We start from the raw sequence: 24,021 nt of genomic DNA on the forward strand, positions 1-24,021 counted from the left end.
AATATTTGGCATCTAAAACTGAAAATTGCGAACTGAAAATTAAATTGTTCTTCCCGGATATTGTTGCAACGCTACTTCCAAACAATCCATTGCCGCATGTAAATCGTCGGTATTTAAAACATAGGCCATACGTACCTCATTTTTACCCGAACCTGGAGTAGAGTAGAAACCTGTTGCAGGCGCCATCATCACCGTCTGATTTTCGTGATCGAACTCTTCTAAAATCCACTGACAGAATTTATCAGCATCATCAATCGGAAATTTTGCCACCACGTAAAATGCACCACCCGGGTTCGGACAGAAAACACCGTCAATCGTGTTTAACCTTCCAACCAGGGTATCTCGGCGTAAGGTATATTCCGTATTTACTTTCTCGAAATAGCTATCTGGCGTATCTACGGCGGCGGCTCCGGCAATTTGCTCAACCATACCCGGACTTAACCTGGCCTGTGCAAATTTTAATCCCGAAGCAATAACTTCTTTATTTTTGGTAATTAAACAGCCCAAACGTGCACCACAAGCACTGTAACGTTTAGAAACCGTATCCATAATCACCACATTTTCGTCAAGCCCATCCAGGTGCATTGGAGAAATAAATTCCCTGCCGTCATAACAGAACTCTCGGTAAGCTTCATCCGAGAATAAAAACAGGTCGTATTTTACACAAAGTGTTTTTAAAGCCTCTAATTCTTCTCTCGAGTATAAATAACCGGTTGGATTATTTGGGTTACAAATAATAATTGCTTTGGTTTTTTCAGTAATTAGTTTTTCAAATTCAGCAATAGGAGGCAGGGCAAAACCATTTTCGATGTACGAAAGGATCGGTTTTACCACCACATTACTCATACAGGCAAAACCATTGTAATTAGCGTAAAAAGGTTCAGGAATAATAATTTCGTCGCCTTCGTTTACACAAGTCTGCATGGCAATGGTAATCGCTTCAGAGCCACCAACAGTAACCAATATGTTTTCTGGTGTAATGTTATACCCCAGTTTATTATAATATTCGGTAAGTTTTAAACGGTAAGCAAGCGTACCTTCTGATGGTGTGTAGGCCCAAACATTAAAATCAATGTTTTTAATGGCATTCAGCATCCCTTCAGGGGTTTCTATATCGGGCTGACCAATATTTAAATGGTATACTTTTTTACCATCTTTTTTAGCTTGATCTGCAAATGGAGTTAATTTTCTGATCGGAGATGCAGGCATCTGCACACCTTTTTGTGAAATTTTTGGCATGGTACAAAAATAAAAAAGTCCCGATGAAAATCGGGACTTTTTAAATATTATCGGTTAAAAAATTACTTTGAAGCGGCAGCTACAGTTTCACCTTTAATATAAAGCACCTTAATTGGTGTTTTAGCGTTTGAAGTGATGGTAACTGCTTTAGAGAAAGTAGATGGACCAGCAGCAGCATTAAAAGTTACTGAAATTACACCAGTTTCACCTTTTTTCAGTGGAGTAGAAGTGTATTTTGGTACAGTACAACCACAGCTTGCTTCAGCTTTGGTAATAATTAATGGCTCCTCGCCAACATTGGTGTATTTAAAATCGTAAGTTACTGGTTTGTTTAAAACAATTTTACCGAAATCATGCGTTTCAGTTTCAAATTTAAACTCAGCAGGTTTAGCTTGTGCATTTGCAGCAATCCCGAAACCTAAAACAAAAGCGAATAATACTAAGATCTTTTTCATGTTATTTGGGTGTAATTTTTTTTTAAATATCTAAAACAAATTTAATGTTTTCAATGTAAAACAAAAACTATTCCAAATATTATTTTACAATTCCATATATAATTTTACAATCAAGGATAAAGGCAAACTTTTAATTTTGTATATATTTGCCGCAACCAATCTTTGATTACTATGCCGAATGAAAAATTGATGACCAACGCTATTAGTGCTTCTGAACTGAGTTTTAATGATTTTAAATCAATTGTTAAAAGTGACTATAAAACGGCCTTTGAGAGTAGGCAGGCCAGTGTTTTAGGTAGGAGGGAAGTATTAACAGGGAAGGCTAAATTTGGTATTTTTGGGGATGGTAAAGAGGTGCCACAAATTGCCATGGCGAAAGCTTTTAAGAATGGCGACTGGCGTTCGGGTTATTACCGGGATCAGACTTTTGCCTTTGCAACAGGCATTTCTACAATAAAAGAGTTTTTTGCACAATTGTATGCAAATCCCACCAATGGGGCCGATCCATTTTCGGGCGGTAGGCAAATGAACTGTCATTTTGCGACCAAATCGGTTAACGAAGATGGCAGCTGGAACGACCTTACACAAATCAAAAACTGTTCGTCGGATATTTCACCAACAGGAGGGCAGATGGCCCGTTTGGTTGGTTTGGCTTATGCCTCTAAGTTATTCAGGGAAAATCGGGAACTTGATTATTTAAAACATTTTTCTGTTAATGGAAATGAAGTTGCTTTTGGTACCATTGGCAATGCTTCTACTTCAGAAGGGGTGTTTTTCGAAGCGATTAATGCTGCGGGTGTTTTACAAATTCCAATGGCGATTTCCATTTGGGATGATGCTTATGGAATCTCCGTGCCGGCAAAATATCAAACTACAAAAGAAGATATTTCGGAAGTTTTAAAAGGATTTCAGCGCGAGCATGAAAAACCCGGATATGAAATATATAAAGTAAAAGGCTGGGACTATCCCGCTTTGTGCGAAGTGTATGAAAAAGCCATTAATGTTTGCAGAGACGAACATGTTCCGGTGTTAATTCATGTTACGGAACTGACTCAACCTCAAGGACATTCAACTTCTGGTTCTCACGAAAGGTATAAATCTAAAGATCGCCTTACCTGGGAAGCTGAGCATGATTGTATCCTGAAAATGCGTGCCTGGATGCTCGATTCGGCCGTTGCCACAGAAGATGAAATTGCAGAAATCGAAAAAGAAGCAAAGATTTTTGTGCGCAATGCTCAAAAAGAAGCATGGAATGAATTTCTGGACAGTATCAAACCTGAACAAAAACAAGCCATCGACCTGATTAATGGTGTAGCAAAACACCAACCCGAACTGGCTAAAATTGCAGCTAACCTGGCTTCAATTGCCGATGCTCAACGAAGAGAAGTTTTTGTGGCAGTACGTAAAGCCATACGCATTTCGACCGGCACAGGTTCTCCTGAACGTAATGAACTCTTAGCCTGGTACAAAGAGCAGGAGGGACATAATTACGACAGGTACAATTCTAAATTACATACCGATGGCAAAGAAAGTCCTTCCAAAATTGCCGTTGTCGATCCTGAATACGATGAACTTTCTAAAATGGTTGATGGTAGGGAAGTGCTTAATGCCTGTTTTAACGAAAATTTTGCCCGCGATCAGCGTTTGGTTGCTTTTGGCGAAGATTTAGGTAATATTGGTGATGTAAATCAGGGTTTTGCAGGTTTACAGGCCAAGTACGGCGAACTAAGAATTACGGATACCGGAATCAGGGAAATGACCATCATGGGGCAGGGAATTGGTTTGGCTATGCGTGGTTTAAAACCTATTGCCGAAATACAATACCTTGATTATTTGATATTTGCCCTTAATGTGCTGAGTGATGATTTGGCTTCACTTGCTTACCGCACCAAAGGTATTCAAAAAGCGCCGGTTATTGTGCGTACACGTGGCCACCGCTTAGAAGGTATCTGGCACTCAGGCTCTCCAATTAGCATGCTTTTGGGTTCTTTAAGAGGGATGCACCTTTGTGTACCCCGAAACATGACCCAGGCAGCAGGAATGTACAATACGCTTTTCAGGGCTGATGAACCGGCAGTAGTAATCGAATGTTTAAACGGCTACCGTTTAAAAGAAAAGTTACCAACCAATGTCGGCGATTTTACTGTGCCTTTAGGAAAAGCGGAGGTTTTAGAAGAAGGAACGGATATAACGGTGGTTTCATATGGTTCATCGCTAAGGATTGTGCAGGAAGCTGCAGAAGAACTGGCTCTTTTAGGTATTTCAGTCGAAATTATTGATCCGCAAACCCTTTTACCTTTTGATATTAACCATGTTTGTGTGAATTCTCTTTCAAAAACCAATAAATTACTGGTTGTAGATGAGGATGTGCCTGGTGGTGCTTCTGCTTATATCCTGCAAAAGGTTGTAGAAGAACAAAAAGGATATTTCCATCTGGATGGACAACCAAAAACCTTATCGGCAAAAGCACACCGTCCACCATTTGGCTCGGATGGCGATTATTTCAGTAAACCATCTGTTGATGATGTGATTGAGGTGATTTACCAGATGATGCATGATGCGAATCCAACAAAATATCCTGCACTCTTTTAATTAAAGGATATTCGTTTTGCGTAAGGTGTTGTAAAATAGTGTTTTATAAATGCTTTTATCGGTCTACTCTTAAAAGAAGTAAATAATCTTGTTTTTTTATTTTATCAGGTAAAAATTCGGTTACTGAGTAATAGAATTTTTATATACATTTATAAACCAAACAATTTTTTTTATTTCGATATGTTTTATATCATCCCACTTGTGAAACACCATAGTTTTCGAAGTTTTTCGTGCGCATTTTCTGATAACATGAATGATTAAATTTTATCAGGGATTGAGGCGGGATATTATTGAAAAACAGAGGTGTAGCTGTGTTTATTTTTTTAAAGTAAGCACTGTGTTTTTAATGTTTTTACTTTTCTATACGGCTGGTTTTGCTCAGGTAAATGCCCCTCAAAAAAAACTCGACAGCCTGTTAAGCCTTAATCAGAAGAACCAGAAAACTGATTCGACAAAGATTAAAATATTAACAGAAGTGTATCGCCAGTACATGAGAATGCGAAATATTGATAAGGCGGAAGATTATCTAGACAAAACCATTCAGCTTTCGCATGAAAAAAATCTGAAAAAATTTTCTGCAATGGCCTATTATCGTAGGGCTTTGATGTATCATGGCCGTTCTGATTACCAAAAAGCAGAAGTTAATTATTTAACAGCAGTTGCCGAATTTTCTTCAATTGGTAACCTTGATATGGAAGCAGGTACTTACCTCAATCTTGGTGCACTTTATGGAAGTATTCCTGATTATGTAAAATCTTTAGACGTAAATCAAAAAGCCATCTCGATCTACGAAAAGATGGGGAACGAAGTAGATATGGCCAGTTGCTATACCAATGTTTCTACCATTTATCAACGTTTAGGCAACCAAAGTCAGGCTTTGGTATATATGAATATGGCTTTGAAAGTATTTGCAAAAGATGGAGAAAATACGAGGGGTGTGGCTGTTGTTTATGGTTTAATTGGTAACAATTATTTCGAAGCTTCTGACCGGGAATTAATGGAAATGAAGGTTTTGCCCAGCCAAAAAATTAAACTGGCACTGGAGTATTACAACAAATCGTTAAAAGTAGCAGAAATTATTGATGATAAAGGGATTGTGGCAACGGCAAAACGAGATTTGGCCGATCTTTACAGTTCTATCGGGCAAAAAGATGCTGCACTTAAATCTTATCAAAAATCGATTGAACTAAGTAAAACAGGTGATGATAAAGAAGCATATGCCTCTACTTTATATGCATTGGGTAATTTCTATCAAAAGGAAAACGACTTTGAAAACGCCACGTCCTTATTGAACAACAGTTTGAAAATTGCTGAAGAAAATAGGTTTTTGGATATAGAAAGGAATGCTAACCTGGGTTTGAGCACCGTTTATGAAAAAGAAAAGAATTATAACAAGGCATTAGCTTATTACAGGCAGTATATTGCGGCAAGGGATAAAATTTTTAATGAGGATAAGGAAAAAGAAATCACCAGAAGACAAATGCAGCTTGATTTTAATGTAAAGGAGCGCGATTATTTATTAAAACAAAAACTTACTGAAGGGGAATTAAAAAGGCAACAGCAGGAACTGATTTTAAAAAGGCAAGAGCTGGCTTTAAGTGATAAAGAAAAGGCTTTAAATCTTTTAACTTTTCAAAAGGCGAAAGCCGATCTCGATATCCAGCGTTTGGCACAGGAAGGTAAATTTACCAAGGCTAAATATGAAGCACAGATTGCAGCCAGTATAAAGGATAAGCAAATTAGTAAACAAGATCAGCAGATTAAATTTGACGGACGCATCAAAATATTTTTAAGTATTGCTACAATCTTGATCCTGATTATTGCAGTTGTTATCTTTTTGAACCAGCGAAAAACAACAAGGTTAAATAAGATCATCAACAATCAGAAAAGAGAATTAGAGCAGTTAAGTAAGGTTAAAGACCGTATTTTTAGCGTAGTGAGCCATGATATGCGAACACCTGTAAATTCGCTGATCTCATTTATGCAACTGCTGGAAGGTGGTAATATTGAACAGGAGAAATTAAAGCGATATGCTGCATCCTTAAAAAATAACCTTACTTACACCTCAACCATGATGGAAAACCTACTGAATTGGGCAGCAAGCCAGATGCAAGGTTTTAATCCATACCTGGAATCATTAGACATTCAGCAGGTAACGGGAGAAGTTATCCAATCTTTACAAGATGGTGCAGACCAGAAACAGATCAGTATCAAAAATTTAATCCCTGACAAAACTTTCTGTAAGGCCGACGAGAATATGTTGAGCCTGGTAATCCGTAATTTGGTAAGTAATGCCATTAAATTTACCCCTGAAGGAGGTTTGGTCGAAATCAGTTCGACGGATTTAAGCGATTACCAGGAAATTAAAATTTCTGATACCGGTGTTGGCTTAGATCCGGTTCGGTTGAACCATTTTAATAAACCGGGTTACCTTGGGGCTGGTGTAAGCACCCTGGGTACCAATAAAGAAAAGGGTACTGGTTTAGGTTTACTGCTTTGCAGAACTTTTGTTGGTTTAATGGATGGGCATATCAACGTTAGTGCTAACCCCACCGGCGGTACTTGTTTTGCCATCATATTGAAAAAATGATTATTTTAAAAACCTCGAAAGGATTTTTTTATCAATCGCCTTTTCAAGCAATTCCTGCCTGTTTGAAGCACTTATAGGCACAATAAAATTGTGTTCTAAATGTACTTCGTGATTGGTTAGGGTAGCAATATGGTTGATATTGATAATATATTGTTTGTGTACCCTCGAAAATATTTTAGCAGGTAATTGTTTCTCCAGATTTTTCAAACTAACCAGGATGATGTGTTTATCGGTACTGGTAAATAATTTAGAAAAATCGCCCATGCTTTCGATGTAGATCACATCATCATATTTTAATTTGGTAATTCCTTTGGTTTCCCTGAAAAAGAAATGATCGTCACCTTCCTCATTGGTAGATTTATCTATAGGCTGAGGTTCTTTGCCAATCAGTTTTTTCAGTTCAAGGTATTCGATGGCTTTATTTGTAGCCTTTAATATCCTTTCGAAAGTTGCCGGTTTTACAATAAAATCTAAAGCATCCAGGTTAAAGCTTTCTGCTGCATATTCAGTAAAAGAAGTGATGAATATAAATAAAGGTTGTTTTTTGAGGCTTTTTAACAGCTCCATTCCTGAAAGTTCGGGCATATCAATATCTGAAAAAACGATATCTACAGGGGTTGTAGCCAATAACTGCGATGCCTCGATACCATTACTACAAACCGCTAAAATGTTTAATGAAGGGATTTTTTTGAGGTGCATTTCTATTGCATCTCTTTCAATTTCGTTATCATCAACAATTATGCAGCTATACGTCATTTATGGATGGGGGAATTAAGTTATTTAAAGAACAGGCGGATGAATTTGATGTTCCTAATTTACGCTAAAATGTGATTATAATACAATTCAGGCTATGTTTTTTTAATAAAACTTAACTTTGGTGCTTAATTTTTATGTTTCTTTTCGCCTGTGTAAGATTTCTCTCCGGCCTTTATTGTTAATTGCAGATCGTTTTCTTCTGGTGGTACCGGGCAACGATAGCCATCGCTATAGGCACAATAAGGGTTATAAGCCTTATTAAAGTCAACTTCGAAGTGGTTATCTTTGATTTCTTTTGCATCGAGATCAATATAGCGGCCCCCGCCATAAGTTTCTTTATTATTGGTCTCGTCAGTAAAAGGTAAAAAGAGGTGATCTTTATAAACGGGATTACTGGATAACGAAACACTCCTGTACAATGTCATTTGGATAGCTTTGCCGTTCAAGCTGAAATTTATATGCGCATAGCGGTAATAATCGCTGCTGCTGCCATTAAAGGTTGGCATTTTAAACACCTTTTCGTTTTTAAGTAATACTACTTCGGCAATAACTTTATAAGTGCTATCCGCATCGTAAAAATGAAGATTTTGTAAATCATCTTTCTTTAATGGCGATCGGCTGTCTTTTATAAAATCTGCTTTATACGCCTCACGGTGTTTGGCAATTTGTGCTGAAAAGCTTTGGGCAAAAGTGTTGATGCTGACCAACAGAAATAGAAAAGTGATGATTCTCATGTTTAAATTACGCTAGCCTTATTCCTTAAAAACTGATCGGCTAAAACCAGTGCAGCCATGGCCTCAACAATTACTACAGCTCTTGGTACCACACATGGGTCGTGCCTGCCTTTTCCTTTAATTTCTGACGCTTCGCCTGCGGTATTAATGGTTTGCTGGTTGTGCATAATGGTGGCAACGGGTTTAAAAGCTACTTTGAAGGTAATATCCATTCCATTAGAAATACCACCTAAAATGCCGCCTGCATAATTGGTGGTGGTTTTAAATACTTTAGCATCGGCAGCTTTGGGTTGAGGAATATCATTGTGTTGTGATCCACGCAGTTCGCTCCCCGCAAAACCAGAGCCATATTCGAAACCGTGTACAGCATTAATGCTCAGCATGGCCTTGCCTAAATCGGCATGTAGTTTATCGAAAACAGGTTCGCCTAAACCCGCCGGACAGCCTTTTACTACGCAGCCAATTTTACCCCCAACTGTATCACCATCTTTTCTTACCGAATCGATAAATTCAATCATTTCGTGTGCGGTTGCCGGATCTGCGCAGCGTACAATATTTTCTTCTCTTATAGCCAACAATGCTGATAAATCGTTGCTTTCTAAATTAGGTGCTTCAATCGTACCTACCGAAGTTACATGTGCAAAGATTTCGATGCCCTGTTGTTTTAAAAATAATTTAGCAATGGCTCCTGCGGCTACGCGGGCTGCCGTTTCGCGTGCAGAAGAACGGCCACCACCACGGTGATCACGGATGCCATATTTTGCATCATAAACGTAATCGGCATGGCTGGGGCGGTATACATCAACGTTATGACCGTAATCTTTCGAACGTTGATCTTCATTCGGGATTAAAAGTGCAATAGGAGTACCTGTACTTTTCCCTTCAAAAACACCCGACAAAACCTGAACGGTATCGCTTTCTTTTCTTTGCGTGGTAATTTTAGATTGACCCGGTTTGCGTTTGTCCAATTCTGACTGGATAAAATCCATATCGATATCCAATTGCGCCGGACAGCCATCAATAATTACCCCAATGGCTACACCATGAGATTCGCCAAAAGTAGTAATGCGAAATAATTGTCCGAATGAGTTGCCTGCCATATTATTTAGATGTTAGATTTGATATTAGATTTGAGATATATACCTCAAACCCTATTCAAACCTCGTTAGTTTGTTATTTATTTGTCTTTATTAAATTTGTGTCTCAAATCTCTCTCACTTCAAACCCTGCTTTTTTCAAATCTTCCCAATAAAAAGGATAAGATTTCTCTACAACCTGCATCTCTTCGATTTCAACTTCGTTGATTAATAATGCAAGCGGCGCAAAAGCCATCGCCATACGGTGGTCCTCGTAGGTTGCGAAAGTAACTTTATCGGGAAAGTGAAGATTGTCGGTATTTAAAGTATAAACAAGATTGTTTTCTGTGAAAGTAACACCAATTTTAGCCAATTCGTTCTGAAGGGCTGCAATACGGTCTGTTTCTTTAATTTTTAAGGTTTCTAAACCTGTAAAAGCCATGTTTTTACCTAAAGCAGCCGCAATAACCACAATGGTCTGCGCTAAATCAGGACAGGTTTTCAAATCTAAAACTTCTTTGGTATCTAAAGTAAGTCCTAAATTGCTAATGGCAATGCCTTTATCGGTTTTACTGGTGGCAATACCAAAAATTTTCATGATATTTTTGATCTGGCTATCACCCTGCAGGCTTTTCTCTTTTAAAGCAGGTAAAGCAATTTCGGCTTCATCGGCCAAAGCTGCAATGCTGTACCAATAAGATGCTGCGCTCCAATCAGGCTCAACTACCAAAGTACCGGGTTTAAAAACCTGTGGTTCAATCTTAATTAAGTTTCCGTTCCAGCTGTGCGCAATGCCTACTTCTGCCAGCATATCTAAAGTCATATCTACATAAGGCTTAGATGTTAACTCACCCTCGATTTCTAAAGTTAAACCTTGTGGCAGGATAGGGGCAATCATCAGTAAAGCCGAAATATATTGACTGCTAACATCACCTTTAATCTTTATCTGTGCAGTTTTTTGATCCAATGGGCCAGTAATATTTAACGGCGGGAAGCCTTCGGCCTCCGCATACGAAATATCGGCTCCGATTGTTTTTAAAGCTTCTGCCAGAATACCAATAGGACGTTGTTTCATCCTCTCCGTTCCGGTTAACAGAAAATTTCCGTTTTTAGCAGAAAGATAGGCAGAAAGGAAGCGCATCGCCGTGCCCGCTGGCCCAACATCAACCAGCTCGGAATTTGCAGTTTTTAGTTTGGAGTTTTCTCCCAACTCACCACCCTCAACTCCCAACTTATTCAGGATACCGTTTAAGGTTACCGTATCGGCAGCATTGGAAAGGTTTTCAACTTTAACCAGTTTCTTGCTTAAAGCGCTGATAATTAAGGCTCTGTTGCATTCGCTTTTGGAGCCCGTTAATTGGATTTCCGTATTAATATTCTTGGTTCCTTTAAAAGAAACTAAGGCATTTTTCGACATTTTATTCTGTTTTATTCTTAAATGTAAGTGTCAGATGGAAACATCTGACACCACATATAGCTTATTTTATTAAATGTCATGTTAAACCTGTCGAAACATTATCATATGTCCTTCTACAGGGTCAACATGACACCACTGTTAAACGTAGCTTTAAGCTTTAGTCTTTCAGCTTTAACCTCAACTATGCTTTAACCTCAGTATGTTGCTCAGCAGCAATGCCTTGTTCAGATTTGCCTGCATTCATAATTTCAGTTTGCTTACGGATCGATTCACCGTGCATCAATTCTAAGAATTTCTCGGTAAAATTTAGGTCTAATTTTAAAGCTTTTGCAAAAGCGTGACCTTTTTTAATGATGGCATCCCAACGGTTTACCTGTAAAATCGTTACCTGGTTATCGCGCTTAAACTCACCAATTTTTTCAACGATAGCCATACGCTCACCTAATTTCTGCAATAAGATATCGTCAATTTTATCAATTGATTTACGTAAATCAGCTAATTTATCAGCAAAAGCTTCGTTTGGTGCTTCTGGCTCACGTACCGTTAAACGGTCAACCAATTCTGCCAAAGCAGCAGGCGTAACTTGTTGTTTAGCATCTGTCCAGGCTACTGAAGGATCTACGTGTGATTCGATCATTAAACCTTGCATATCCAAATCCAATGCTTTTTGAGAAATGTAAGGGATTAATTCACGGTTACCGCAAATATGGCTTGGATCGTTAATGATCGGCAATTCAGGGCAAAGTGTTTTTAACTGGATAGCCAGTTCCCACATGGGTTCGTTACGGAAAGAACTTTTCTCGAATGAAGAGAAACCGCGGTGGATAGCACCAATTTTAGTGATACCAGCACCATTGATACGCTCAATCGCACCGATCCACAATTGTAAATCAGGATTAACCGGGTTTTTGATTAATACCGGAACATCATGTCCTTTTAAAGCATCGGCAATTTCCTGAACGGTGAAAGGGTTTACAGTAGAACGTGCACCAATCCAAAGGATATCTACACCAGCTGCCAAAGCCTCTTCAACGTGTTTTGCATTGGCAACCTCTACTGCAGTTGGTAAACCTGTTTCTGCTTTAGCACGTTTTAACCACTCTAAACCAATACTTCCGATCCCTTCGAATTCTCCCGGGCGGGTACGTGGTTTCCAGATACCAGCTCTCAATACTGATACTTTACCGGTAGCAGCCAATAAATGTGCTGTAGTTAATAATTGCTCTTCAGTTTCTGCACTACAAGGACCGGAAATGATTAACGGCTCGTTGTTTACGTTTAACCAGGTGTTTAATGGTTGGATGTTCAAATTAAGTTTCATGATGATGGGTTTGTTTTTAAGTCCGGAGTCCGCAGTCGGAAGTCCGAAGATATATTTTGATTTTAAATTATTTACTTTTTTGCTATTTGTCTTTGGACTCCTGACCTCCGACTTTTTATACTTTATCGTTCTTTTGATATTCTCCGAGGATATTAAAGTTCGAAGTATATTTTAATGCTTTTCTAATGGCTTTATCATATTTTTCGGTACTTGGCCATTCTAAGTCGACGTAAAAGTAGTATTCGTTTCTTTTACCTAAAACCGGCATAGATTGTATTTTTGTTAAGCTTACATCCTGCTCTGCAAATACATTTAACACAGTGGCCAATGAGCCTGCTTTATGTCCAACCTGAAAACAGATCGAAGCTTTGTTTATTTTCTTTCCCTCGTCGGTTTTATCCTTTTTAAGGATGAGGAAACGGGTATAGTTTTTCTTGTTCGATTCTACACGTCGTTCTAAAATGTTTAAACCATAAAGCTCTGCGGCTAAGCTGTTTGCAATGGCCATGGTATCGGTTAACTGCTCTTCCTGGATACGTTTTGCACAGGCAGCGGTATCGTTACTCTCCACAATTTTAATGTGTGGATAATCGTAAAAGAAATCGATACACTGACGGATGGCAATAGGGTGTGAGGTTACGATTTTAATATCTTCAAACTTTACACCAGGTAAGGCCATTAAGTGCAGCTGAATAGGCAGGTATACTTCGCCTACAACTGCAAAACCATAATCGCGAATTAATGTATAGTTTGGTAATAAACTGCCTGCTATGGAGTTTTCGATGGCCATTACCACAAAGTCTGCCTCATTTTTTTCCAGCTTGTCGCAAGTTTCTTTAAAAGAGTTGCACTCTACAGTTACAATTTCTTTACCAAAGAATTTGTATGCGGCTTCTTCGTGGAAAGATGCTTTAATACCCTGAATTGCTACTCGTTTTGTCGTTTCCATTTTTGCGTTAAAACAAAAAAGTCCCGGCTGTTTGCCGGGACTTTTTTATACATTTTAATATTGTTATATATCTTTTTGCATATTAGCCCCGGCTCTTACTAAAATAGTAAAAGTAACCAAAGTAATATGTGTTTGTAATTTGCATTTCTTTTTTTCGTTGAGCCAAATGTAGCAACAAAATTTAATTTGTCAATAGGAAATTGAAAATATTTTTAATAAAATTTAATTTTGTTAAAAACGGACTGGTTTCCGGATTGGTCTTTTTATGGTTTAAAATGGTTTAAAAACGGATTTTTATATGGTGTGTGGATTAAAATAAACTAAAATCCCGGTTTTAATTTACTTGCGTAGTTTTTTGGAAGCTTCTAATACAAGGTCTTTATAAAATTCTCCAAAATAGCTGATGTACTTGCCTGTTTTAGAAATCACGGTAAAACTATTACAAGGATAGTGGTATTTAAAAAAGAGTTTTTCTACGATTTGTTCCGGATCTTTAATCCATGGTATGGCATTGTCATATCTTTCAAGTCCCTCCTTATCTTTATAAATGTAAAATGTTTTTGTACTGGCTATTCGATCAACGCCTTTTTCAATCTCTTTTAGGTTTGATATTAGAAATTTTACATCACCACCAGTATTACATGCGTCTTTCCCAGGGTAGTAAATAATTAGAATTTGTTGTGAAGGATTAATCTTTTCATGCGCTGCATATTCTAAAAGAGAAATAAGTTCTTTACGGTTGCTTATTTTACCCTGTTGTTCTCTGTTGATTAGTTTATGATGATTGGATGAATCGCCAGGAATATCTAAAACGGTATTGGTAGCGCGTTTATCTTTAAAAACCTGTTGACTAATTTCTTTATTATCTACATCGAAATATCTTGTGTTTTTAACTTCTTGAGCTTTAATTTTAAGCACGAGCAGGAGAGGTAGAAGAGAGAGCATTAGTTTTTTCATGGTGGTATAATTTACTGCAATATGCTAAAAGAATATGAAATTATAAGCCTATTCTGCCGTTCAGATATGGAGGGCCAATACAGATAAATTCTCATGCCCTGTTCACCACGGTCTGAGATTCTTCGCTGCGCTACCATTGACAGACTCCCTAGTAAGGTCGTCATTTCGACTGGAGTGCAGCGAAATGGAGAAATCTTTGTAACAGGTTATCAAATCAAGTTTAAAAGATTTCTCCGTTACGCAACCGATGAAAAATCGGAATGCAGTCGAAATGACGATTCTTTATAGCATATATAACATCATCTGTGTTAATCTGTGCATATCTGTGATTAAAAATTAACAATAGCTAAGGCATATAACAAAAAAGGTCTGTGGAGACACAGACCTTTAGGTAATAAACTTTTTTTTATCCTGTAGAGCTTAACTCTCCCCGATCGTTAAGTCCTTTTACTTTTTCTTGTTGTAATGCTTCGTAATTTTTCTTTTCTTCATCACGCAATTCCTGCTGCATAATTTTAGCAATTTTAGTGCTGCCATCATGGCTCCATCCCGGTGGATTAAAAATGTATTTTACCTTATCCATAAAAGTTGGTGCTTTTTTAATGTCGGCTGTTAAAGCAATAAACTCGTGGAAAATAATGTTTACCGGGCCAGTATCTTTAGGTTGCGTAGTTAAACCATATTTTACTACATCTTCTGGTAATTCTGCCTGAAAAGTACCAAACCACCTGTCCCAAAGAATTAACACCATGCCCATATTTTTATCCAGGTAACGTACATTACTGGCGTGGTGCACACGGTGGTGCGAAGGCGTTACAAAGATGTACTCGTACCATTTAGGGAATTTTATATTGTATTGTGTATGCACCAAATTGCCATAAATCTGGGTTACCAGATAAGCAAAAAGGATATCTACCGCAGTAAAACCCATAAAAGCCAAAGGCAGGTAAAAGAATACACGGTACATCGGCTCAAAAACGGTAGAACGGAAACCTGTGGTAAGGTTAAAGTGCTCTGATGAGTGGTGCGTAACGTGCATGGCCCAGAAAAAGCGCACGTAATGCCCTACGGTATGTAAAAACCAGTATAAAAAATCCTGTGCTAAAATAAGCACTAACCAGTACACCCAAATGTTAGGAATCAGGAACAAGCGGAACTGGTAACAATAAGCCAATAAGAAAAATGTACCCGTTTTGGTTGCTAAATTAATCACAACAGCTGCCGTCATCAGGTAAATATTCGTCCAGGTATCGCGTTTGGTATATAATTTTCTGTCATGCTGGTAACTAAAATACATTTCAACCAGGGTTAAAACGATTACGAAACCAAAAAGCCCGATTACAGAAATATCACTTCCGGTAAAATTCATTTTATAAACTGTTATAATAATCCAAACTGCTTAAAATATCGGCTGTGCTTACACGGCAGTTAAACGTGCATTTGCCTGTTGTTTCTAAAAGTGAGAATAAAATATTTCCATCTTCATTCTTTTTATCACTTTGCATCAATTCAAAAAGCGTATCGAAGCTTTCTTTTTTGATGTGGTATTTAGGGTATAACGACAAAATATAGCTACTGATGTCGTTCAGTTCTTCTTTGCTGAGTGTACTGTTTTTGATCGATAAAGCTGCCTCGCATACAAAACCAATGGCAATGGCTTCACCATGTGTTAACGGATTTTCGTCATTAGCCAGCGAATAACCTTCTACAGCATGCCCGATGGTGTGACCAAAGTTTAAAATCTTACGCAGGTTTTTTTCATGCGGATCGATGGTTACCACTTCGTTTTTAATTTCTACCGAACGGTAAATATCTTCAGCAGAAGGGGTAAGGTAATTGCTTTCTTTTAATTTTTCGTAGTAAGGCTTATCGTAAATCAAACCGTGTTTAATCATTTCGGCAAAACCTGATAAAAGCTCACGTTGTGGCAAGGTTTTTAAGAATGCGGTTTCAATAAAAACCATTTGTGGTAAGGTAAAAGTTCCCACCATGTTTTTTACATTGTCGATGTCGATTCCTGTTTTACCACCAACCGAGGCATCAACCTGCGATAACAGGGTAGTGGGCACATTAATGAAATCGATCCCCCTTTTATAGGTAGAAGCAATAAAACCACCCATATCGGTTATTACACCACCACCTAAATTAATCAATAAACTTTTGCGGTCGGCTTCAAAATCCAAAAGGGTTTTCCAGATGCCAATACAAAAATCGATGTTTTTGTTTTCTTCACCTGCTGAAGTTTCAATCAGGTCAAATTCAGAGAAATCATCTAGAAGAGACTGGAACAGCGGCAAACAGATTTCACTGGTATGCTCATCTGCAAATACAAAAACTTTGCTGTATTTGTTGCTTTCTAAAAGTGTTTTTAAGGCGTCTAAATTGCTTTCGAAATAAAGCGAATGGCCTGCGCTCGTTAAGGTTTCCATTAAATTACTTCGATTTTATCTTGTTCAAAAGTGATGATATCGCCAACTCTGACTTTATAGCGTTTGCGAAATTCTACTTCGCCATTGCATTTTACCAAACCGTCCATCACGGCAGCCTGTGCATCGCCACCAGTACCAACTAAGCCCGTTGCTTTTAGCAGCTGGATTAGTGGAATAAATTCGCCTTCTAATTTGAATTGTATCATTTTATGCAAAAATACGATTATTTGGAGGTTTTTAGTTTTAACAACCAATGCTTTTTATAATTTTGCACCAATCTGACTTATATATAGATAAAAAATGGATTTAGTCCCCGATAAACAACCTAATTTTGACAACACGGAAATTGCTTTCCGTCAAAAAACTAACCAGGAACTGAAAAAAGCATATTGGCTTTTTAAAATGATAGGCAGTAATTTCCTTACAAAAGTTGGCCCTGCCATTACAAACTTTTTCTTAAATATTGGGCTCCCTATCCAGGGTGCAATTAAAGCCACTATTTTTCAACAATTTTGTGGCGGCGAAACCATCGCTGAATGTAATAAAGCCATCGAACAACTGGATAAGGGTGGAGTTGGTACCATTTTAGATTATTCGGTTGAAGGAGAAGAAGAAGAGCAGGTTTTTGATGAAACCTGTGCCGAAATTATCCGCACGATTCTACGTGCAGATGGGGATGCTAAAATTCCGATTACGGTTTTTAAAATAACAGGTATCGGCCGTTTTGCGTTGTTGCAGAAACTAGATGCCAAAGAAAAATTAAACGTAACGGAAGAGGCAGAGTACGGAAAAGTGAAACTGCGTTGCGAAATGATCTGCAAAACCGCTTTTGATAAAGGGGTACCGATTATGATTGATGCGGAAGAAACCTGGATCCAGAATACCATTGATGAACTGGCTTTGGATATGATGCGTAAATTTAACCGTGAGCGCATTATTGTATACAATACTTACCAGATGTACCGCCACGATAAACTGGCTGATATGAAAGCCGACCATTTAATTGCCAAAGCAGATGGGTTTATTTTAGGGGTGAAAATGGTGCGTGGTGCCTATATGGAAAAAGAGCGTAAACGTGCTGCAGAAATGGGCTATCCTTCGCCAATTCAGCCTGATAAAGAAGCCTCAGATCGTGATTATAACGAATCTTTGCGCTATTGTGTAGATCATATTGAAGAAATAGCCATTGTGGCCGGAACGCATAATGAAGACAGCAGTCGTTTATTAACCTATCTTTTAGAAGAAAAGAATATTAAACATAACCACCCTCACGTTTATTTTGCACAATTGTTGGGGATGAGCGATAATCTGAGCTTTAACCTGGCCGATTCGAACTATAACGTGGCCAAATATGTGCCATATGGACCGATTAAAGCGGTAATGCCTTACTTGTTCAGAAGGGCACAGGAAAACACCTCAGTTGCCGGACAAACCGGTCGTGAATTAGGTTTGATTGAAAGAGAATTGAAAAGAAGGAAATTGTAGTTCAGTTTTCAATTGGCATTTGACGGTTAACAATGGGGTCGTCATTGCGAGGCACGAAGCAATCCTACTACTTTGGGTGGGTAAAAAGCATTTATTAAGTTTGATGCTTAGCGACCGTTGTAAGATTGCTTCGTCGTTCCTCCTCGCAATGACGACCGTTTTTAAATCAGATTTCCGAAGTTCTTTCTCCGCTCTTGACCTTGTTAAACTTCGGAAGTTAATTCCCCACCACAAAAGGCTGCCTTCCGGTAAGTAAATCGTAAAACAGGATAAAATCACTGGCCAAACTATAACCCGGATATTGAAAGGTAGCGGGTTTGTTTTTTTCGAAGAAAAAGTGGCCCACCCATGCAAAACCGTAACCCAATACAGGCATAGCCAGGAAGAACTGCCAGTTGTGAAAAAGAAAACCGGTAAAAAAAGCCAATACCACTAATCCTGTTCCGATGAAATGCAGGATTCGCGAGGTGGTATTGTTATGTTCTGATAGGTAAAAAGGGTAGAATTCTTTTAGCGACTTAAACTTTTTCTCTGTCATACCCGAATTTACAAAATTCCGTTTGCTTTTAAAAACGAGGCTAACTGAGCCGGTTTTTCTGTCATTAATAAAGCATTTAAACCCACTTTTTTTGCCCCCGCTATGTGTTGTGGACTATCATCAATAAACAAAGTTTCTGCCGGGTTAAGGTTGTTTTCTTTTAATACCTGCTCAAAAATACTGGTATTGGGTTTCCGCAGTTTCATGTGCTGAGAAAAATAAGCTTTTTCAAAGTAAGCATCGTAATTATTAATTTTGAAGGTAGCTTTTAAATAATCGATAATCCAATTGTAATGGATCTCGTTGTTGTTACTCAACAAAAAGGTACGGTACTTTTCTTTTACCTGAAGTAATAAATCGTGGTTTTCCTGGATGGTACCAATTAACAGGCTGTTCCATGCATCATCAATCTGCTGATCTGTTAATTCGGGTTTGCTGGCCGCTGTTCTGATCCCGGCCCTAAACTCTGCCGGAGAAATTGCCCCCGTTTCAAAGTCATCAAATAATTGGTTGTGTGCTTTATGCGCAAAGAAATTTTCTATATCGGTAATACCCAGCTTTTGAAAAGATGCCTGGGCAATCCTGAAATCGATATCAAATATGACGTTTCCGTAATCGAAAATAATGTTTTTAATGTTTTGCATGGAAATCCTGAGAATTTGCTTGCAAAGATATTATTGCTGACTTAATGAAGGGTATTAATGCAGATTTTTTTACAATAAAAAACCCGAAACCTATTTTATTAGGTTTCGGGCATAAAATTAATTCAAATTATTTAGGCTCTACAGTAATCGACTGGATAATTGCCCGGTTCTTTTTATCACCTGTTTTAAGTTCCTTAAAAACAAAGTAGAGGGAGTGGAATTTTCCATCAGAAAGCATATTGATTGGAACACTTTTTCTAAAAGTCGATTTCCCGATCATAATGCCTTTACTGTCATCCAGTCTGATTTCGATCTCTCCATCAGCACCCGGATCAAGATTTAAGAAAGAGAAAGTAAATCCGGATATACCCGTTAAATCAACATTTTTAATTGCGATCCATCCGTTAATATTGGTTAGAACCAGTTTTTCACCTCCAAAAACATCTTTTCTTTCAAAACCGCCAAAGGTTTTAATGTCATTGGCGTCAATCACATTACTTTTTAAGTTAACCAGGTTGGTGGTTGTTAATGGTTTTAAACCTTTGGCACCTGCATCGGTGTAGGTAGCTTTTAAAGTTAAAACCGATTTCTTTTTATCGGCAGCAGCTGGCGGAACAATTTTACCAGCTATAGGTAACGATGCTTTAACCACTTCTTTATTGCCTAAAGTCATAATCCATTCCGTAATTTTCTTTACATCAGCTTCTTTCATCGCGGTGTGTGCAGGCATGGGTACTTCACCCCAAACACCCTGGCTACCACCAATTACTTTCGAAGCCAGGTAATCAGCTGCTTTTGGGTCATTTTTATACTTGGCGGCAACTTTATCAAATGCAGGGCCGATAGAAACTGCAGACTCTTTGTGGCAGGTGCTGCAGTCGGCTTTTAACATCAGTGCCTTACCGATCATAGTTTGGGCAGCCTGTTGGTGGCCCAATTGTGCGCCGGCCATATCCGTTCCTTCAGTATAGGTATTAGAAATATAAATACGGCTGTTGTCTACTTTCGAACCTTTATCGCTTACTAAAACTTTATAATCAACTGGTTTATTGGGGAAGTAAAAAGTTTTGTTGCCCGCCAAATCAATCGCTACGTTTGGATGCTCATTTCCTGCAAAAACAGGTATAACTTCACTCTTGGCAGAAGCTTTGCTTTTATCCATTACGGTAACACTTACCGGATATTCACCTGCTTTGGTAAAAGTATATTGCAAGGTTGGGCTGGTAGTGGTTTTTGTTATCCCTTTTCCTAAGTTCCAAACATAATTTAAAGCATCTCCATCAGGATCTTTGGCAATAACATTAGCCGTTAACTTGTATGGAAGCAGTCCACTTGTTTTTACAATGTTCAGTTTTTCAACCATTGGCGGACGGTTTCCTTTCAGGTAATCGATCCTTGAAATTGCAGCATCAGGATTTTTGCTGAACCAGCCTTTTCCATACTCTAAAATGTATAATTTTCCATCTGGTCCTAATTCCATATCAATTGGCGCAGCCAGCGATACTTTAGATAAAAAAGGCTCCATGCTCTGGTATTGGCCTTTGGCATCCATGGTTACTGCTTTAACCCAACCACGTACCCATTCGTAGATAATTAACTTTCCGTTATAATAAGCTGGGTATGGCGAATTTGTACTGGCATAATACACTGGTCCGGCCATAGCTGTACGTCCGCCGGCACCCACCTGTGGAAATTCTGCCGATTCGCCATAAGGATACCAGATAAATGCCGGCTGTGCTGGTGGAAGTTTTTCTAAACCGGTATTGTTCGGCGAATTGTTAATCGGCGCTTTTGGATCAAAAGCATTGCCATTGGCGCCATTGGTATAATCGTAAGCTTTGTAAGGGTAGTTATTGCCAACAAATAGCGGCCAACCGAAATTACCTGCTTTTTGTGCCTGGTTAACCTCATCATAACCTCTTGGACCTCTTAAAGGATCATCATTCGGTGCATCAGGACCAACTTCTCCCCAATACAAAAAATTGTTTTTCTGATCAACCGAAATGCGGTAAGGATTCCGGTTGCCCATTACATAAATTTCTGGCCTGGCCTTTGGATCATTTTTTGGAAAAAGGTTGCCATCCGGAATACTGTATGTTCCATCTTCATTTACCTTAATCCTTAAAATTTTCCCCCTTAAATCGTTGGTATTCCCTGCCGATCTTCTGGCATCGTATTGCTCCAGGCCCTTTCTGTTATCAAGCGGCGCATATCCTTTATTTACATATTGTTGTTTAGGTGCATCAAAAGGCGTAGAGTTATCACCGGTAGAAACATAAAGGAGATTGTCTGATCCGAAAGCAATTGAACCACCGGTATGGCAGCAAATTTCGCGTTGCGAATAAAATTCTAAAATAATTTTCTCCGATTCTTTTACAATCTGATCATTAACCATTTTAAATCTTGATAAACGGTTTACTGACTTATCAAATGGACTGTAAAAGAGGTAAATGTATTTATTTACAGCAAATTTTGGATCTGCAGCCATTCCTAACAGGCCTTCTTCTGCATTTACATCGGGGTTGCTGGTTTTAAAATAAACATCAAGCTTGCCGGCTTCTTTGATTTTTTTTGTAGTGTTTTTATAAATTAATACTTCACCACGGCGCTGTGCCACCAAAATGTCGAGGTTTGGGAGTATGGCCATTTCAGTAGGCTCCATAAATTCTCCTTGTGCGAGGGTAACCTTAACAAAACGGTCCTGATCGGGAGTATCAATTTTATTTTTAAGAAAATCGAAAGTTTTATTTCCGTAAGTGTTTTTGGTTAATGTAGTTGCCGAAATTAATATAAATGCAATGGCAGATAAGAGTAGGGTAAATGTTGTTTTCATTTATTTGGTTGAGGGATTTTCAATAAATATAGATTTTAGTTTTAAAACTTAACTGATTGTATCAAAATTTATGTGAATCTGGAAAGTTAATGACAGAAAGATTGAATTAAATGACAAAATTATTTAATATTCACTTTTTAAAAAACGCTCATTCCTTCACTTGCTTTAAAATATAATCGGCCAGGCTTTCCATGTCTTTTTTGCTGATGGAACCGTTCCATGCCGGCATGCCTTTATCTATAATTCCATTGTTGATGTTGTTGATGATCGACTGCTTATCCGCCCCGTGTTTAAATTTTCCGCCCATAAGGCTATAAACCCTTTCTGTTCCTTGTAATTTATCACCATGGCACGATGCGCAAAGTTGTTTAAATATTTCGGCAGAGCCGGTTTCCATTTTTGACGTTTGATTATTGGAAGATATGGTTTGGGCCATCTGATTATTTTCTTTAGTTGAAGGACGTAATCTGAGGATCATATCATAAGGTCTTTTGCCTTTACTTTCGGGCAGGTCAAAATTTGATGTTGACATATAAAGGTATCCATCAGGGCCAACCACCAGCGATCGGATTCTTCCATATTGTTTCTTTAATAATACTTCCTGTTTAAGCACTTTACTTTCCTTCATTTCGATTCTGAGTATCGATTCGCCCCTTAAACAGGCAACCAGTAAATTGTTGCTGAGTTGCGGAAAAGCCTTTCCATGGTAAAAAACCGCTTCAGATGGGCCAATGGAGGGTGTGTATTCCAGCAATGGTGTAATCATACCTGCTGTGGTTTCCTGGTGGTGGATTACAGGCCAGCCATAGTTAGCCCCTTTTTTGATCACATTAACCTCATCGCCACCGGTAGGCCCATGCTCTGTAGCATAAAAAAGCTTAGTTACCGGCTCAAAAGCAAGCCCCTGAGGATTTCGATGTCCATACGACCAGATTTCGTGATGTGCCGTGTCGTTTTTAATAAAAGGATTGTCGGTAGGAATACTTCCATCATCGTTTAGCCGTAAAATTTTACCGTTATAGGTTTTTAAATCCTGAGCCAATGTAGGCTGATCTGCATCACCGGTAGAAATGTATAATTTTTGATCTGGACCGAAAATTAACCTGCATCCGGTATGGTTGCGGGCGGCAGGAATTTGTTCGATTAATGTTTTTGGATGGATGAGCGTATCGCTTTTAAATTCATAACGTACAACGCGAAGCCATAAGCGGTTATTTTCACCATAATTATGAGCAATATAGATAAAATGATTCTTGTTAAAGGCAGGGTGAACCACCATTCCCAATAAGCCTGTTTTGATTTCAGCCTTTATATCATTTACAATTAATATGGGCTTTTCACTAAGTTTGCCATTCCGGTAAAGGCGTACTTGCCCGCTGCGTTCGGTAAACAGCATGGTGCGGTCGGGCAGAAAAGTAATTTGCCACGGAACATTGAGGTTACTGGCTAAAGTATCTATTTTAAAAAATACTCCTGATTCATCTTTATCCTGTTTAGCTGTAAAACTGGTTGCGTAAGCAAAGGCAACGATAAAAACCGAAAAAGCAATATATTTTAGCTTTATCATAGATAATGAGTTTATTAAAACGTTTTACCAAATAAATATATGATAAAATATTAATCATGATCTGCTTATGGACAAATAATAAATAGGCGGTATGTAATTTATTTAATAACCAATATGGTGCCGTCGTTTTTAAGCTTATAATAATATTGCTTTTCTTGTCGGCGGGTTAAGATTTCGATCTGGGTAACTTCTCCTTCTTTTCCGGTATCGTCTTTAATGGTATCGCCTTTTCTTATACTTTCCAGTTCTTCTTTACTGCTGTTTTTCGTTAATTTTTTCATATTCTGGTAGTTTAATGTTGTTTAATTAACATTGCCAGCTTATATATGTTTTACAACTGGTTGGTATCCGCTACAGTGATGCTAATTATGAAGTTAATTTAAGTAAAAATTGATATTCTTACAACTTATGGTTGTATTTTGTGACTATTTTGTGTCAG

At 38.2% G+C, this 24,021-nt stretch carries 20 protein-coding genes; 3 read left to right on the forward strand and 17 right to left on the reverse strand.

Features of this window, described 5'->3' with window-relative positions:
- Window positions 1–39 precede the first annotated feature (39 nt).
- Both R2R28_RS12925 and R2R28_RS12930 read right to left on the reverse strand, forming a co-directional pair.
- On the reverse strand, window positions 40–1,239 hold the full coding sequence (locus R2R28_RS12925; RefSeq protein WP_316826108.1) for a pyridoxal phosphate-dependent aminotransferase: 1,200 nt from the start codon (window positions 1,237–1,239) through the stop codon (window positions 40–42).
- Window positions 1,240–1,301: 62 nt separating this feature from the next.
- Window positions 1,302–1,694: a DUF1573 domain-containing protein gene (locus R2R28_RS12930; protein ID WP_025142781.1), complete on the reverse strand. Its 393-nt coding sequence runs from the start codon at window positions 1,692–1,694 to the stop codon at window positions 1,302–1,304.
- Window positions 1,695–1,865: 171 nt separating this feature from the next.
- Between R2R28_RS12930 and R2R28_RS12935 the strand changes: the two genes are divergently transcribed.
- Window positions 1,866–4,286, forward strand: a complete 2,421-nt coding sequence (locus R2R28_RS12935) for a thiamine pyrophosphate-dependent enzyme (RefSeq protein WP_316826109.1) — start codon at window positions 1,866–1,868, stop codon at window positions 4,284–4,286.
- A gap of 346 nt (window positions 4,287–4,632) precedes the next feature.
- Window positions 4,633–6,876 (forward strand): tetratricopeptide repeat-containing sensor histidine kinase, encoded by a 2,244-nt coding sequence (locus tag R2R28_RS12940; protein WP_316826110.1) that lies wholly within the window; start codon window positions 4,633–4,635, stop codon window positions 6,874–6,876.
- On the opposite strand, the gene R2R28_RS12945 is transcribed toward R2R28_RS12940, so the two are convergent.
- The 10 genes from R2R28_RS12945 to R2R28_RS12990 form a co-directional block, all read right to left on the reverse strand.
- On the reverse strand, window positions 6,877–7,632 hold the full coding sequence (locus tag R2R28_RS12945; RefSeq protein ID WP_316826111.1) for a LytTR family DNA-binding domain-containing protein: 756 nt from the start codon (window positions 7,630–7,632) through the stop codon (window positions 6,877–6,879). It abuts the gene before it with no gap.
- 125 nt (window positions 7,633–7,757) lie between these two features.
- Entirely contained in the window at window positions 7,758–8,366 is a 609-nt protein-coding gene (locus tag R2R28_RS12950) for a DUF1684 domain-containing protein (RefSeq protein ID WP_316826112.1), read from the reverse strand.
- A 2-nt stretch (window positions 8,367–8,368) separates the two neighbouring features.
- On the reverse strand, window positions 8,369–9,466 hold the full coding sequence (gene aroC, locus R2R28_RS12955; RefSeq protein WP_316826113.1) for a chorismate synthase: 1,098 nt from the start codon (window positions 9,464–9,466) through the stop codon (window positions 8,369–8,371).
- Window positions 9,467–9,569: 103 nt separating this feature from the next.
- On the reverse strand, window positions 9,570–10,859 hold the full coding sequence (gene aroA / locus R2R28_RS12960; protein WP_316826114.1) for a 3-phosphoshikimate 1-carboxyvinyltransferase: 1,290 nt from the start codon (window positions 10,857–10,859) through the stop codon (window positions 9,570–9,572).
- Between the two features lie 181 nt (window positions 10,860–11,040).
- Complete coding sequence (locus tag R2R28_RS12965) at window positions 11,041–12,180, reverse strand: chorismate mutase (protein WP_025142774.1); 1,140 nt, start codon at window positions 12,178–12,180, stop codon at window positions 11,041–11,043.
- 115 nt (window positions 12,181–12,295) lie between these two features.
- Window positions 12,296–13,129 carry a prephenate dehydratase gene (locus R2R28_RS12970; protein ID WP_316826115.1) on the reverse strand — a complete coding sequence of 278 codons (834 nt, stop codon included), beginning with the start codon at window positions 13,127–13,129 and terminating at the stop codon, window positions 12,296–12,298.
- A gap of 339 nt (window positions 13,130–13,468) precedes the next feature.
- Entirely contained in the window at window positions 13,469–14,086 is a 618-nt protein-coding gene (locus tag R2R28_RS12975) for a hypothetical protein (RefSeq protein WP_316826116.1), read from the reverse strand.
- Window positions 14,087–14,492: 406 nt separating this feature from the next.
- Window positions 14,493–15,455: a sterol desaturase family protein gene (locus tag R2R28_RS12980; RefSeq protein ID WP_316826117.1), complete on the reverse strand. Its 963-nt coding sequence runs from the start codon at window positions 15,453–15,455 to the stop codon at window positions 14,493–14,495.
- Between the two features lies 1 nt (window position 15,456).
- Window positions 15,457–16,515 carry a 3-dehydroquinate synthase gene (gene aroB, locus R2R28_RS12985; protein ID WP_316826118.1) on the reverse strand — a complete coding sequence of 353 codons (1,059 nt, stop codon included), beginning with the start codon at window positions 16,513–16,515 and terminating at the stop codon, window positions 15,457–15,459.
- Window positions 16,515–16,721, reverse strand: a complete 207-nt coding sequence (locus R2R28_RS12990) for an RNA-binding S4 domain-containing protein (protein ID WP_025142770.1) — start codon at window positions 16,719–16,721, stop codon at window positions 16,515–16,517. Before R2R28_RS12990 ends, aroB begins: the two co-directional genes overlap by 1 nt.
- Window positions 16,722–16,815: 94 nt before the next feature.
- Here R2R28_RS12990 and R2R28_RS12995 point away from each other — a divergent pair, with 94 nt between their 5' ends.
- Window positions 16,816–18,000 carry a proline dehydrogenase family protein gene (locus R2R28_RS12995; protein ID WP_316826119.1) on the forward strand — a complete coding sequence of 395 codons (1,185 nt, stop codon included), beginning with the start codon at window positions 16,816–16,818 and terminating at the stop codon, window positions 17,998–18,000.
- A gap of 217 nt (window positions 18,001–18,217) precedes the next feature.
- Here the strand turns inward: R2R28_RS12995 and R2R28_RS13000 are convergent, their stop codons facing one another.
- The 5 genes from R2R28_RS13000 to R2R28_RS13020 all read right to left on the reverse strand — a co-directional run bounded on the left by R2R28_RS13000 (window position 18,218) and on the right by R2R28_RS13020 (window position 23,863).
- On the reverse strand, window positions 18,218–18,538 hold the full coding sequence (locus tag R2R28_RS13000; RefSeq protein ID WP_316826120.1) for a DUF962 domain-containing protein: 321 nt from the start codon (window positions 18,536–18,538) through the stop codon (window positions 18,218–18,220).
- 8 nt (window positions 18,539–18,546) lie between these two features.
- Window positions 18,547–19,182, reverse strand: a complete 636-nt coding sequence (locus tag R2R28_RS13005) for an HAD family phosphatase (RefSeq protein WP_316826121.1) — start codon at window positions 19,180–19,182, stop codon at window positions 18,547–18,549.
- 127 nt (window positions 19,183–19,309) lie between these two features.
- The gene (locus R2R28_RS13010; RefSeq protein WP_316826122.1) at window positions 19,310–22,015 is read right to left on the reverse strand and encodes a PQQ-dependent sugar dehydrogenase; all 2,706 of its coding nucleotides are present in this window, start codon (window positions 22,013–22,015) and stop codon (window positions 19,310–19,312) included.
- A gap of 148 nt (window positions 22,016–22,163) precedes the next feature.
- Window positions 22,164–23,582, reverse strand: coding sequence for a PQQ-dependent sugar dehydrogenase (locus tag R2R28_RS13015; RefSeq protein WP_316826123.1), 1,419 nt, complete (start codon window positions 23,580–23,582; stop codon window positions 22,164–22,166).
- Between the two features lie 98 nt (window positions 23,583–23,680).
- Window positions 23,681–23,863 (reverse strand): hypothetical protein, encoded by a 183-nt coding sequence (locus tag R2R28_RS13020; protein ID WP_316826124.1) that lies wholly within the window; start codon window positions 23,861–23,863, stop codon window positions 23,681–23,683.
- Window positions 23,864–24,021: the final 158 nt, after the last annotated feature.

It is taken from the genome of Pedobacter miscanthi (genome assembly GCF_032678605.1).
Taxonomy (GTDB): Bacteria; Bacteroidota; Bacteroidia; order Sphingobacteriales; family Sphingobacteriaceae; genus Pedobacter; species Pedobacter miscanthi_A.

Coding starts and splice junctions, on each gene's coding strand:
- R2R28_RS12925 (WP_316826108.1), bottom strand. CDS start 1,239: ATGCCAAAAATTTCACAAAAAGGTGTGCAGATGCCTGCATCTCCGATC.
- R2R28_RS12930 (WP_025142781.1), bottom strand. CDS start 1,694: ATGAAAAAGATCTTAGTATTATTCGCTTTTGTTTTAGGTTTCGGGATT.
- R2R28_RS12935 (WP_316826109.1), top strand. CDS start 1,866: ATGCCGAATGAAAAATTGATGACCAACGCTATTAGTGCTTCTGAACTG.
- R2R28_RS12940 (WP_316826110.1), top strand. CDS start 4,633: ATGTTTTTACTTTTCTATACGGCTGGTTTTGCTCAGGTAAATGCCCCT.
- R2R28_RS12945 (WP_316826111.1), bottom strand. CDS start 7,632: ATGACGTATAGCTGCATAATTGTTGATGATAACGAAATTGAAAGAGAT.
- R2R28_RS12950 (WP_316826112.1), bottom strand. CDS start 8,366: ATGAGAATCATCACTTTTCTATTTCTGTTGGTCAGCATCAACACTTTT.
- aroC (WP_316826113.1), bottom strand. CDS start 9,466: ATGGCAGGCAACTCATTCGGACAATTATTTCGCATTACTACTTTTGGC.
- aroA (WP_316826114.1), bottom strand. CDS start 10,859: ATGTCGAAAAATGCCTTAGTTTCTTTTAAAGGAACCAAGAATATTAAT.
- R2R28_RS12965 (WP_025142774.1), bottom strand. CDS start 12,180: ATGAAACTTAATTTGAACATCCAACCATTAAACACCTGGTTAAACGTA.
- R2R28_RS12970 (WP_316826115.1), bottom strand. CDS start 13,129: ATGGAAACGACAAAACGAGTAGCAATTCAGGGTATTAAAGCATCTTTC.
- R2R28_RS12975 (WP_316826116.1), bottom strand. CDS start 14,086: ATGAAAAAACTAATGCTCTCTCTTCTACCTCTCCTGCTCGTGCTTAAA.
- R2R28_RS12980 (WP_316826117.1), bottom strand. CDS start 15,455: ATGAATTTTACCGGAAGTGATATTTCTGTAATCGGGCTTTTTGGTTTC.
- aroB (WP_316826118.1), bottom strand. CDS start 16,515: ATGGAAACCTTAACGAGCGCAGGCCATTCGCTTTATTTCGAAAGCAAT.
- R2R28_RS12990 (WP_025142770.1), bottom strand. CDS start 16,721: ATGATACAATTCAAATTAGAAGGCGAATTTATTCCACTAATCCAGCTG.
- R2R28_RS12995 (WP_316826119.1), top strand. CDS start 16,816: ATGGATTTAGTCCCCGATAAACAACCTAATTTTGACAACACGGAAATT.
- R2R28_RS13000 (WP_316826120.1), bottom strand. CDS start 18,538: ATGACAGAGAAAAAGTTTAAGTCGCTAAAAGAATTCTACCCTTTTTAC.
- R2R28_RS13005 (WP_316826121.1), bottom strand. CDS start 19,182: ATGCAAAACATTAAAAACATTATTTTCGATTACGGAAACGTCATATTT.
- R2R28_RS13010 (WP_316826122.1), bottom strand. CDS start 22,015: ATGAAAACAACATTTACCCTACTCTTATCTGCCATTGCATTTATATTA.
- R2R28_RS13015 (WP_316826123.1), bottom strand. CDS start 23,582: ATGATAAAGCTAAAATATATTGCTTTTTCGGTTTTTATCGTTGCCTTT.
- R2R28_RS13020 (WP_316826124.1), bottom strand. CDS start 23,863: ATGAAAAAATTAACGAAAAACAGCAGTAAAGAAGAACTGGAAAGTATA.